13 protein-coding genes are annotated in these 12,566 nt (G+C 35.4%); 7 read left to right on the plus strand and 6 right to left on the minus strand.

What is annotated here, in order from left to right:
- Positions 1-121: 121 nt before the first annotated feature.
- Complete coding sequence (gene alaS, locus BW951_RS10255) at positions 122-2,725, minus strand: alanine--tRNA ligase (RefSeq protein WP_076392424.1); 2,604 nt, start codon at positions 2,723-2,725, stop codon at positions 122-124.
- 491 nt (positions 2,726-3,216) lie between these two features.
- Here alaS and BW951_RS10260 point away from each other — a divergent pair, with 491 nt between their 5' ends.
- From BW951_RS10260 to msrB, 4 genes are all read left to right on the plus strand, one after another.
- A complete protein-coding gene (locus tag BW951_RS10260) occupies positions 3,217-3,771 on the plus strand; it encodes an RNA polymerase sigma factor (RefSeq protein ID WP_076392426.1) in 555 nt (184 codons plus the stop codon).
- A gap of 11 nt (positions 3,772-3,782) precedes the next feature.
- Positions 3,783-4,055: a hypothetical protein gene (locus tag BW951_RS10265; RefSeq protein ID WP_076392428.1), complete on the plus strand. Its 273-nt coding sequence runs from the start codon at positions 3,783-3,785 to the stop codon at positions 4,053-4,055.
- Positions 4,056-4,134: 79 nt separating this feature from the next.
- Positions 4,135-4,584 (plus strand): DUF417 family protein, encoded by a 450-nt coding sequence (locus BW951_RS10270; protein WP_076392430.1) that lies wholly within the window; start codon positions 4,135-4,137, stop codon positions 4,582-4,584.
- A gap of 14 nt (positions 4,585-4,598) precedes the next feature.
- Positions 4,599-5,714, plus strand: coding sequence for a peptide-methionine (R)-S-oxide reductase MsrB (gene msrB, locus BW951_RS10275; RefSeq protein WP_076392600.1), 1,116 nt, complete (start codon positions 4,599-4,601; stop codon positions 5,712-5,714).
- A 121-nt stretch (positions 5,715-5,835) separates the two neighbouring features.
- On the opposite strand, the gene BW951_RS10280 is transcribed toward msrB, so the two are convergent.
- From BW951_RS10280 to BW951_RS10295, 4 genes are all read right to left on the minus strand, one after another.
- Positions 5,836-6,495 carry a hypothetical protein gene (locus BW951_RS10280; RefSeq protein WP_076392432.1) on the minus strand — a complete coding sequence of 220 codons (660 nt, stop codon included), beginning with the start codon at positions 6,493-6,495 and terminating at the stop codon, positions 5,836-5,838.
- On the minus strand, positions 6,492-7,130 hold the full coding sequence (locus BW951_RS10285; RefSeq protein WP_076392434.1) for a hypothetical protein: 639 nt from the start codon (positions 7,128-7,130) through the stop codon (positions 6,492-6,494). Before BW951_RS10285 ends, BW951_RS10280 begins: the two co-directional genes overlap by 4 nt.
- 121 nt (positions 7,131-7,251) lie before the next feature.
- Positions 7,252-8,097, minus strand: coding sequence for an ABC transporter permease (locus BW951_RS10290; protein ID WP_076392436.1), 846 nt, complete (start codon positions 8,095-8,097; stop codon positions 7,252-7,254).
- Between the two features lie 2 nt (positions 8,098-8,099).
- Positions 8,100-9,002 (minus strand): ABC transporter ATP-binding protein, encoded by a 903-nt coding sequence (locus BW951_RS10295; RefSeq protein WP_076392438.1) that lies wholly within the window; start codon positions 9,000-9,002, stop codon positions 8,100-8,102.
- Positions 9,003-9,119: 117 nt separating this feature from the next.
- Between BW951_RS10295 and BW951_RS10300 the strand changes: the two genes are divergently transcribed.
- The 3 genes from BW951_RS10300 to BW951_RS10310 all read left to right on the plus strand — a co-directional run bounded on the left by BW951_RS10300 (position 9,120) and on the right by BW951_RS10310 (position 12,220).
- Positions 9,120-10,478, plus strand: a complete 1,359-nt coding sequence (locus tag BW951_RS10300; protein ID WP_076392440.1) for an AAA family ATPase — start codon at positions 9,120-9,122, stop codon at positions 10,476-10,478.
- Between the two features lie 136 nt (positions 10,479-10,614).
- Positions 10,615-11,721 (plus strand): NAD(P)/FAD-dependent oxidoreductase, encoded by a 1,107-nt coding sequence (locus BW951_RS10305; protein ID WP_076392442.1) that lies wholly within the window; start codon positions 10,615-10,617, stop codon positions 11,719-11,721.
- A gap of 13 nt (positions 11,722-11,734) precedes the next feature.
- The gene (locus BW951_RS10310; RefSeq protein ID WP_076392444.1) at positions 11,735-12,220 is read left to right on the plus strand and encodes a hypothetical protein; all 486 of its coding nucleotides are present in this window, start codon (positions 11,735-11,737) and stop codon (positions 12,218-12,220) included.
- Positions 12,221-12,266: 46 nt separating this feature from the next.
- Here the strand turns inward: BW951_RS10310 and BW951_RS10315 are convergent, their stop codons facing one another.
- Positions 12,267-12,506: a hypothetical protein gene (locus tag BW951_RS10315; protein WP_139326141.1), complete on the minus strand. Its 240-nt coding sequence runs from the start codon at positions 12,504-12,506 to the stop codon at positions 12,267-12,269.
- Between the last annotated feature and the right edge of the window lie 60 nt (positions 12,507-12,566).

Raw genomic sequence — 12,566 nt, forward strand, 5'->3', positions numbered from 1 at the left:
AAATAAGAAGGTTACAAAACGATAAGAAAAAATATAATCTTTTGTTAAAAATAAAATCAGCTGTACGCAAAGATGGTACAACTGATTTTCTATAATAACTTTATTGACGTTTTAAGTTTGTCTAAATATTCAAAGCTTTCTGATAGGCATTTTCCAATCCGTCAAGATTTTTTCCTCCTGCTGTTGCAAAGCCCGGATTTCCGCCGCCGCCGCCTTGGATTTCCTTTGCTAAATCTTTTACGATAGCTCCTGCCTGATAATTTGCAGCCAAATCATCTGAAACACCCACCGTAATCATTGGTTTCCCGTCTGCATCAGAAAGGATGATCGTTACTGAAGTCGGTATTTCTCTCTTCAACTGGAATACGATGTCTTTTACAGAACCTGCATCAAGAGACGTTTTCTTTACCAAAAGCTGTTTGTCGCCTTTTTGTTCGTAAGCATTTTTCCAGTCGCCGATTTCTCCTTTTGCTTTTTCTTTCTTGAAAGCTTCCACTTCCGATTTTAAAGAAGCATTTTCTTCCATCAGCTTTTCAATCGAACGGATGAGGTCTTTGGATTTTAACAACTGAGAAAGTTCAGCTACCTGCTTTTCAAGATTTTTGAAATATTTTTCAGATTCGTCTCCGGAGATCGCTTCAATTCTTCTGATTCCTGCTGCTGCGGAACTTTCGGAAAGAATTTTAAAATGACCGATTTCGCTGGTGTTTTTTACGTGAGTTCCTCCACAAAGTTCTTTCGAGCTTCCAAACTGGATCATTCTTACATTGTCTCCGTATTTTTCGCCAAACAAAGCCATTGCTCCCTTGTCTAAAGCCTCCTGAATCGGGATGCTTCTGAACTCCTGCAACGCAATACTTTCTTTGATTTTTGTATTCACTTTATTTTCTACCAAAGCCAGTTCTTCTTCCGTCATTTTGTTGAAGTGGGAGAAGTCGAAACGCAGATAATCGGGACCTACGTAAGAACCTTTCTGTTCAACGTGCGTTCCCAGAACTTCTCTTAACGCTTCATGCAGTAAGTGCGTTACCGAATGGTTTGCCTGAGAATTTTTTCTTTCCGCTGCATTTACTTTAGCATAGAAAACTGCTCCTGCATCTTTCGGAAGACCGTTAATTAACGAAATAATCAGCCCGTTTTCTTTTTTGGTTTCCAGAACCTCAAAACTTTCCGTGGCATTTTCAAGAAGACCTTTATCTCCAACCTGTCCACCGCCATCAGGATAGAAAGGCGTTTCACTTAGAACCACCTGATAAAATTCTCCGTCTTTATTTTCTATTTTTCGGTATCTTGTAATGTAAGTTTCAGATTCTAATTGATCGTAGCCTACAAAATTTTCTGCTTTTTCCTCAAGAATTACCCAGTCGTGGACTTTTTGTTCAGCACCACCTCTTGAACGATCCTGTTGCTCTTTTTTTCTCGCTTCAAAACCTGCTTCATCAATCGTTAAGCCTTTTTCTTCAGCAATAATTCTCGTTAAATCATTCGGAAAGCCGTAAGTATCATATAATTCGAAAACTTCATCGCTTGGCAGCACTTTCAAATTGCTTTCAATGGTCTGCTGAATTAATTTTTCAACTCTTATCAGTCCGTTTTCAATTTTATTAAGAAAAGATTCCTCCTCGCTTTTGATCACTTCTGTAACCAAAGCTCCCTGTTTTTCAAGTTCAGGGAAGAATTTACCCATTTGTTCCTGAAGAACGGCAACCAATTTATAAAGGAAAGGTTCTTTCATGTCTAAGAATCTGTAAGAGTAGGAAACTCCTCTTCTTAAAATTCTTCGGATAACGTAACCTGCACCTCCGCTTGAAGGCAATTGTCCGTCTGCAATGGCAAAAGAAACCGCTCTGATGTGATCTACCACAACACGAAACGCAATGTCTTTTTCGTCTTTTAAAATTCCGGTATATTTTTTTCCTGAAAGTTCTTCCACTTTAGCAATTAAAGGGGTAAAAACATCGGTGTCATAATTGGAGGATTTTCCCTGAAGCGCCATACAAAGACGTTCGAAGCCCATTCCGGTATCAACATGTTGTGCAGGAAGTTTTTCCAAAGAACCATCAGCTTTTCTGTTGAATTCCATAAAAACGAGATTCCAGACTTCCACCACTTGAGGATGGTCATTGTTCACCAATTCAAGACCGGAAATTTTAGCTTTTTCTTCCGGAGTTCTCAAGTCAACATGAATTTCAGAACACGGTCCGCAAGGTCCGCTTGCACCCATTTCCCAGAAATTGTCTTTTTTGTTTCCGTTGATGATTCTGTCTTCAGAAATATGGGATTTCCAGAAATCATAAGCATCCTGATCTCTTTCCAGATTTTCGGAAGCATCTCCTTCAAAAATGGTTACGTAAAGATTTTCTTTAGGAATTCCGTACACTTCCGTCAGCAATTCCCAGGCAAAAGCAATAGCATCTTTTTTAAAATAATCACCAAAAGACCAGTTCCCCAACATTTCAAACATGGTGTGGTGATAGGTATCTCTACCTACATCATCCAGATCATTGTGCTTTCCGGAAACTCTTAAACATTTCTGGGTATCGGCAATTCTTGGAGCTTTAGGTTCTTTGTAACCTAAAAAATAATCTTTAAACTGCGTCATTCCCGAGTTGGAAAACATAAGGGTAGGATCGTCTTTCAGCACAATAGGAGCCGAAGGAACGATAAGGTGTTCTTTACTTTTAAAATAATCTAAAAATTTTTGACGAATCTCTTGTGATGTCATAATACTATATATTGCTTTGCTTTTTACAATTTTGATAAGATGCAAATTTAATGTTTTTGAGTGATTTAGTTTTAAATATTTGATACTTTTGCTAAGATTTGTATAATAATCTGAAACATTTTCAGGAGCTTTTTCCCGCTTTCCATTGCAATTCCTCATTGCGCGGCTCCGCTTTGCTCCGCTGCTTCACTGCGGGATTTTCATTGCAATCGGGGCTAAATTACGGTCATAATTTTCACTATTTATCATAATAAAGCATCATTTGTCATGATGAAAGCATGTAAATTGCACAACACGAGATATAATTTTATCAGAATCGGGTTATTGGTGTTAGGATTTGTAGCATTTGTTTGATAGTATTGCTTAGATGCTTTCAGCAGGACAGATACAACACACAAATTGATTGATGAAAACTTTGCAGTTTATGATTTAACTTTCTATTTTCGTTTTTAACTGTAAAAATGTGCTGATTTTTTTATAAATTTAAATCAATGACAAAAAATGAAACCATTAAGAACTGGATCGATCAGTATTCCGGGCAGTTGTTGAGAAGAGCAGTTTATCTGCTGTCGGATAGAGTGGAGGCGGAAGACACTGTTCAGGAGGTTTTTATCTCTGCTTTTTCGTCATACGAATCTTTTGAAGGGAAAAGTCAGCCTTTAACGTGGTTAATGACGATTCTAAACAGAAAGGTTGCCGATTTTTACCGCAAAAAATACAAATCGGAACCACAGATAAGACTGGATCATTTTTTTGATGAAACCGGCTCGTGGAAAAATGACGATGTGCTGAATGACTGGAATGCTGAAAATAAAGGAACAGAACTTTTAGATGATACAGAATTTAATACAACATTGGAGGATTGCCTGGAAGAATTGCCCGTTCGGTGGAAACTTCCCATGAAAATGTATTATCTTGAAGAAAAAAAAGCACCCGAAGTAAGTCAGGAACTGAATATTTCTACGACTAATCTTTGGAAGATTCTGCAGAGAGGCAGAATGCAGCTCAGAGAATGTCTGGAATTTAACTGGTTTGCTCAATTATAAATGCTTTTAAAATGTTAAAAAAACTAATCCATATCCTATTTTTACCATGCAGTGAAGCAACCATGCTCATGGAAAAAAGAAACGCAGGCAACATTTCTTCAAAAGAGAATCGAAAACTTTCCATGCATCTGAAAATCTGTAAATGGTGCAGAGCTTATAAAGAAAAGCTGGAAATTTTAGATGAAATTTTAAAAAGAAAACTTTTTAATGAAGAAAAAAGTAAAATTCATGATTCTGAAATTCAGGATTTTAAAGAAAAAATGATTAAAAAATTAGATATTTAAGAAATTTTTTGTCAGGATTTTGAAAACGTTCCGACTATACTTTTGAAAATAATAAAGTATTAACTCAAAATCTTAAAAAATGAACGGAACTACACTTAAAATCGATAACAGAAACCTTGCCGGAAAAGCAGGGTATTACATCTCACTTTTCGGAGCTGCCATTATTCTGCTCTGGATCGGAATTTTTAAATTCACACCCACAGAAGCGAACGCGATAAAACCTTTGGTAGAAAACCATTTCCTTACTTTTTTCGTATATGATATTGTAAGCATTCAGGCAGTGTCTAATGCTATCGGAGTGATAGAAATTATCATTGCATTACTTTTAATTTTTAGTGTGAAATTTGCATCACTCAGAAAGTACGCCGCCATCGGAATGATCGTTACCTTCCTTACTACTTTAAGCTATTTATTTACAACTCCGGGAGTTTGGAAAATAGTTGACGGAGTTCCGGTAACAGATTTTTTCATCATAAAAGACCTGATGCTTTTAGGCTTTGGATTAATGATTTTAAATATAAAAAAATGAATAACAAGATAAAAATGAAAAACATACTAATTCTACTCAGTGTGGTACTGGGAATAGCAGTTTTTGCGACAGGCTGTGGAGATGCCAAGCAAAAATCCACAGAAAATAAAAAAGAAAATGAGACCATTATGGACAATAAAAATGTAAAAGAAGTTTATTTTGCGGGAGGATGTTTCTGGGGAACCGAGCATTTTTTTCAGCAGGTTCGCGGAGTAGTAGGAACAGAGGTAGGCTATGCCAACGGAAATACAAAAAATCCTACATATGAGGAAGTGGTAAGCCACACCACGGGTTTTGCCGAAACCGTAAAAGTAAAATATGATCCTGAAGTAGTAGATTTAAAACTATTAATCGATTTATATTTTAAAACCATAGACCCAACGAGCATTGATAAACAGGGAAATGACAGAGGAAACCAATACAGAACGGGAATTTATTCCACAGATAAAGAAACGGAAGCGATCGTAAAAGCTGAAGTGGTAAAACTGGCTAAAAATTACAGCAAACCTGTCGTGGTGGAAACCATTCCTTTGAAGAATTTCTATAAAGCGGAAGATTATCATCAGGATTATCTGGATAAAAATCCGGGAGGATACTGTCACATCGAACCGGGATTGTTTGAAATGGCAAGAAACGCCAATCCGCCCAAAAAAGAAACAAAGGGAACTAACGAAACCAAATATCAGAAGCAGGATAAAAAAGCTTTAAAGGAAAAACTGACTGCCGAACAATATAACGTTACTCAGGAAAACGGTACGGAAAGAGCTTTCCAGAACGAATACTGGGATGAAACCAGAGAGGGAATTTATGTAGATATTACCACAGGAGAACCTTTGTTTATCTCCACCGATAAATTCGAATCCGGTTGTGGATGGCCAAGTTTTTCTAAGCCGATTACCAAAAAATTAATCGAAGAGAAGTTAGACCGTTCTCACGGAATGACGAGAGTGGAGGTAAGAAGTAAAACAGGAGATGCGCATTTGGGACACGTTTTCAATGACGGTCCTGCAGATAAAGGCGGACTTCGTTACTGCATCAATTCAGCTTCCCTGAAGTTTATTCCGAAAGCGGAAATGCAGGAAAAAGGTTATGGAGAATATATTTCTCTACTTGATAAAGATAAAAAGTAAGTGTTAAGTGAAGAGGTGATTGAAGGGGCTGCCGAAAGGCAGCCTTTTTTATGTTTATACTTTAAATTGAGTACTCTGTTATTCAGAAAGGAGCGGAACGAAGTGGACCGCAGTGAAGAATCTATTGGAGTTTTAGCAGAAATCGTTCTTTAATGCTTAACATGGAAATATTCAGAAACAATAGAAAAGCAAATAAAATATAGTAAGCTCCTTTTGGAAGTTCAGATACATTTTCAAAAACTGTTTGGAAATGTTGATTAAAGGCTAAAAACTTATCCATAAAAGTACGTTCTTCAACTTCGTAAATCAAGTCATTGCACAAAAGATATTCGGATTCTTTTTCTTTAGTTGGTTCAACATAATAATGAACTGCAAAAATATTTCCGGTTTTCTCTGTATCTATAGCATACATATCATTTTTCGAAATGTGCATATCATTTAAAATGGAAATGAGATCTGCATAAGTATTTTTGTCAGAAAGAATAAATTCAATTCCGGAATTTTTCTCATTTCTTTTCTGCATTGCTTTGATTTCGGAAACAAAAAAATCCGAATTATTTTTGGCTTCGTTTGGTGGAACGGCAATTTTCTTGTAATTCCAGTTTCTTAGTGGTTCAAAGGTAGCATTCTGATTATAATTGTCTTTTCTAAGTTTCGCAGGGAGTCCAAAATCAACTACATTATAAACTGTTTTATCAATATATGGATGAATGTAATACCAAAACAAAACAGGAATCAGCAAAGCACTGATCAGTCCTGGAAAATAATAGATCTTTTTCATGCAAACGTTCTTTTAATTTGAAGATTTTCTTTAATGCTGAACATGGAAAAATTTAAAAATAGTAAAAATCCAAAGATGATGTAATACGATTGCTGAGGAACATGATTAATAAATGTCTCTGGATTAAAAAAATTCAATGCGATTTTCTTTTCGTGATGCTCGCCTCCTACAACTCCTCCACAAATAGCCTCTCTTTCTACAGCCTTCGGATCTTTGTACATATGAACAGCAAAAAAATGATTGGTTTTTTCAACATCAATCCCATAGGATTCCTGTTTTGCCATCTTCATTGCATCAATTAAGGCGATAAAATCCTGATAATTATTTTTATCTCCAATTACAAATTCAATTCCGGTTTCTTTTTCATTTCTTGCCTGAAGTTTTTTTAATTCGGAGACATAATATGGTTGATTCTGAAGTGCGGTATTGGGCTTTACAACAATCTTTTTGTAGTTCCATTTTCTGTAAGGTTCAAAAGTATTCAATGAATTTTCCGTTCCTTTTTTTAGTTTAGCGGGAAGTCCCAGATCCATCACGGTGTATGGTTCATGAGTTCTTTGGCTACCGTAATACCAAAATAAAACAGGAATCAGCAAAGCACTGATCAGCCCCGGAAAATAATAGATCTTTTTCATGGTTATAATTTAATTTCATCTGAATGAAAATTTTAAGCCAAAAAACAAAAAAAGTGATCCGTAAAAACGAACCACTTAAAAAAAATAATCTGAATATATTGTGTTGAATGTTTCAAATAAATTACCAGTCCTTCTTTCTGAGAATCCAGTACGACCCGAAAATAAAAATCGCACACCAAACCAGACACGCAACTAAACTTTCGGTAGGATAGTGGAATTCATATTTTCCGCCAAAGATTTGCGCCGCTTTTAAACGCATCATCGGATTGGGAATAAGGCTCGACATACTTTCCAGAGGAAAAAGATGACTGATGAAGAAATCGTCTTTCATAATCTTTAATCGTTCCGCTTCCTGTGTTCCTCTTACCTTTGAGAAAACCTCTATGGTCGATAAAATGCTTTCTGCAATCCACAAAACAAAGAATGCAAGAAAAACAAAGACCGATTTTCTCAGCAAAACCGAAAGAAACATCAGAAAACAGAAGAAAGTAAACAGCTTCACAAAATAATTGCCAATAAAGAAAACCTCTTCAAAAACTTTTCCTGATTCTGTCGTATCGGAATACTGATACCCTAAAAACAAAGTAAGTGCAAATACAATAACCGTGGAAATAATCGTGAAAATACTTATCGTTAACAATTTAGAGCTGATAAATTCCTTTCTGCTTAAACCGTCAATCGTATTCTGCTTAAACATCCGGTTGCTGAATTCCTGCGAAATCGAAAAAACAATGATTAATCCTAAGAAAATCTTCAGCAAAGCCACAATCCATGTTGTGAAATTCCAGATTCCCGGAAAATTATAAATTCCCTGCTCTTTCAAATTAATCTTTCCTCCGAAAGCATCAAAATCCACCAGTCCGACGAAAAGCAAAGTAATAAGAATCGCAAAATATAAGATCGTAAAAACCTTAAACGGTCTGTAGTTCAGGTTTTTGTAATATTCTAGTTTTAGTAATTTCAGCATGATTATTTTGTGTTTTTTACAAGTTCAAGGAATTGAGATTCAAGAGACAGTTTTTTCTTCGTTAAATGAGACAGGAAAATCCCTTTTTCAGCCAGTTTCTGGTTCAGCGCCGAAGCCGAAATAGAAGCATCATCACGGATCTGTGCTTTCAGAATATCGCCTTCCGGATTTACCGCAGTAAACCATTGCAGCTCATTCAGTGCATTTAAAAGCAATGTATTGTTGTCTGCTTTCAATTCAAAATAACCATTATTGGCGGTCATTTCGTCCACCCTTCCGCAATAGATAGAATTTCCCTCCTTCAAAACAATTACATGACTGCATATCTTTTCAATTTCATCAAGAAGGTGACTCGCAATAATAATCGTAATGCCCTGTTTTGCAATATTATTAATGATATCTCTGATCTGGATAATTCCTTCAGGATCAAGACCGTTTGTAGGCTCATCCAGAATAAGAACCTCCGGATTGTTCAGCATCGCCGAAGCAATCGCAAGACGCTGTTTCATTCCCAGAGAATACGTTCGGAAAGGATCTTTTTTTCTTTCCAGAAGATTAACCGTTTTCAGCACTTCATCAATTCTGGAATAAGGTGTTCCTTTAATTTCGGCAACAATTTTAAGATTCGTCTCCGCATTCAGATAAGGATAGAAATTCGGCTGTTCTATAATCGCCCCGATTTTTTTCAGCGTATCCGGATCGGTTCCTTTCTTTCCAAACCAGTACCATTCTCCGCTTGTCGGGTTAATCGTAGAAAGCAACATCCCGAAAGTGGTGGATTTTCCGCTTCCGTTCGGTCCTAAAAGTCCGTAAACATTCCCCTTTTCCACATCAAAGGAGATATTGTTTACCACGATTCTCTTGAATTTTTTAGTCAGATTCTTTACTGATAAAATTTTTTCCATGTAATTTGTTTTACATAGTAGTAGTGTATATAATTCACGTTTTGTTACAAATTATATCATCAATCCGTAAAATTTAATTTCTAAAAACATTAAATTTGATAGAATTAATAGGGAATTATGAAGTTAATTGAACTGGCAAAAGAACTTAACGTTTCAGCAGAAGCGATCAAACAGTTTATTCAGGATTTTGATCTTGAGCTCGTAGAATGCATAAGCACAAATTTTGAAGTAAAAGAAGATTTTGAAAAGTTTGCGCGCGAAAACATCGAATTTTTAAAACTTTACGAAAAAGATTTAGACAAAACAAAAACACTGGAACAGATTGCGGAAACCATCAATCAGCCCAAAGAAAAAATAGAAAAAGCCATTAAAGAAGCCGATCCGAATATTTTCGACAACGGTTTCTTCAAATCTTCCATTTCAAGCTACGGAATCGATAACAAACTTGGCGGAAATTATCAGTTTGTATACGATTACTTCGGGCATAAAACCAGCCTTCAAAAAAGAGATTTCATCGGCTACAGAGATCTTTTCTTCTTTATTTCAGGCGCTCTGGAACCGTTTTTAAATCCGCAGCAGATTAAAGACTGGGGAATCAACAAACCTGCCGGAATTATTCTTTACGGACCTCCCGGAAGCGGTAAGATTTTCTGGGCAAATAAAATTGCAGAAATTATAGGCTATCAATTTAAAGAAGTTAAAAAACATTACCTCGGAACCTCTTTTGTAGACGGAATTCAGACCAATTTCAATGATTTTCTGGTAACCATTATGAAAAAAGATAAAATTCTGCTGTTTCTGGAAGACTTTGATGAAATTATGATGGCAAGGAAAGCAGACAATAATGTCGCTTCCTGTAATCTGGAAACACAGGAACTTATTCTGCACTATATTTCGAAATTTGAGCAGGGAAATCTTTTAATGGTAGGATCTGCAAATTCCGTTTCTGAAATTAATGAAGAAATTCTGGCTCCCGGAAGATTCGATGTCATGATTCCGGTTTTTCCGCCTAATCTTGCGGAAAGATCTGAAATCATTTTATATGCGATGACAAAAAATCTGGAGAAAGATTCTTTGCTGTTTAAGATTTTAAAAAACAACAAAGCCGATAAAATTCCTTTCTGGAATGAGGTTTCTTCACAAATGAAAGTATTCAGCAATACGATGCTCATCGATTTTACCCAAAGTCTGAAAAAAAGAATTAAAAACGAATATCAGAAAACACGGAACGAAAATTTAAAGATCGATCAGAAACTTTTAAAAGGGGCTTTAAGAGATGCGGCGGCGAAACTGACGGAAGAATATCTGGATCAGATTGCTAGATTTTTAGCAGATGCGATCATCAATAATTTCGATCAGTTCCAGCAGAGAATTCAGAATCTTAAAAAAGAACTGGATACTTATAAAGCAGTTGAAGAACCAAGAAGAATCATCGGATTTCATCACAACGGCGAAGAAGAGGGAAGTCAGGGATAAAAAGGGTGAATTTCTTCGTTTTTGAATTTTCCGTTGCAAGTCAACTGTCAATTTTTATAATATTATGACCCAGAATGGAAAAAAAATTCACAAGCGAAGAGAATTGACTATTCACAATTTACCATAAAAATTACTTATGAACAGCATCTGGGAACTTGAAACTTTTTACAGAAAACGCGAGGTTATTATTATCGGAGCCGGTTTTACGGGACTTTGGACGGCAATCTCCATTAAAGAAAAATATCCCGGAAAATCTGTTTTGATCATTGAACGAAATTCTGTTCCGATGGGTGCTTCCACGAGAAATGCAGGATTTGCGTGTTTTGGAAGTTTAACGGAAATAATTGCCGATTCTGAAAAAATGGGTTGGAAAAAAACACTAGACCTTGTAAAGATGAGGTTTGACGGTTTGCAGAAAATTCAGCATTATTTTAAAAATTCTGAAATAGATTTTGATCTGAATGGCGGTTTTGAAATTCTTAACCATGATGAGCCTTTACAAAAGTTGGATGAAGTGAATCAAAAGCTGAAATCCATTACCAATATTGAAGAAACCTATTTTTTAAGCCAGTATAAAATTCAGGAATTCGGTTTGGGAAAATCTCAATATCTGATTGAAAATCCGTGTGAAGGAAGTCTTCATTCCGGGAAACTCCTTCAAAAATTACTTGAAAAGTGTCACGAATTAAAAGTTGAATTTCTTTTCGGAACAGAAGCTGAAAATATCACGGAACATTCAGATGAAATTGAAGTTCATCTTTCAAAAAATCTTTCTGTGAAGGCAGATCAGTTAATACACTGTACGAATGCTTTTGCTTCAAGATTTTTAGACAAGGAAGAAATTATTCCGGCTCGAGGACAGATTATTCTAACGGAACCGATTGAACATCTGAAATTAAAAGGGACATTTCATTATGATGAAGGTTTTTATTATTTCAGAAATCTCGGAAACCGAATTTTATTGGGAGGCGGAAGAAATCAGGATTTTAAAACAGAAGAAACCACATCTTTTGAAACCACAGAATTTTTGCAAAATCATCTTGAAAATTTTTTGAAAGAAGTCATTTTACCCAATCAGCATGTTGAAATCGCTCATCGCTGGTCAGGAATTATGGCAATGGGAACCGAAAAAACACCGATTGTAAAACAGCTTTCAGAAAGACAGTTTTGCGCAGTCCGTCTTTCAGGAATGGGCGTTGCATTGGCTCCGAAAATCGGGGAGATTGTAGCGGAAATGATTTAAATAAAAGTATTTAATGAAATATTTACCTTTCGAACATTTAATTTATCAAACTAATCTATCAGAAAAAGAGGTTATTGTGAAACTTTCTGATTATATGCAGACAAAGAGAAACCGTTTTAAATTTAATGGCAATCCAACGAAAGAATACGAAGGTTTTATCAACGGAAATAGTTTTGAAATTAACCGAATTATAAAAAACAGAAATTCTTTTCTTCCGCAAATAACAGGAACAATTCAAAGAAATAATAATGAAACTCAAATCGAAGTTAAAATGCGGTTGGATTGGACTGTGTTTGGATTTTTATTGTTTTGGTGCTCGTTAGTAATATTTTTTTTAATTATGACTCTTACACAGAGTGAAATTTCTACAGATATTTTACTTCCTTTTTTTATGTTGTTATTTGCATATCTTTTAACAATGTTAGGTTTCAAGATTGAAAGTAAAAGATCTAAGAAAGATCTGGAAAAAATGCTCGCAGCCAAAATAATTAAGAAATAATAGTTTTCTGAATTAATGTTAAAGATTTTCCCACCAATTAAAAACATCATAGGTTATTTTTTTCTGAATTGAATTCATCTAAAGACAGACCATAACTTACACAGAGTTCCCATTCTATAATTGCTTTCAGCTTATCATATTCAGCTTCTTTTTCCAATTGTTGTAATAACTTTTCTGCAAAGTGCATAAGAGATTTTTTAGAAGCACTGGCAATTAAATTCATCGAGTAAAGAAATTTGTTTAATAGAATCAACCTGCTATTATGCTCGTTGATTATGAAATTCATTTCATTTTTATTCATATAATATCACCTGGAGTAAATATAACTAAAAATGACGTTTATGAC

The sequence above is a fragment of the Chryseobacterium gambrini genome (assembly GCF_900156825.1).
Lineage (GTDB): Bacteria > Bacteroidota > Bacteroidia > Flavobacteriales > Weeksellaceae > Chryseobacterium > Chryseobacterium gambrini.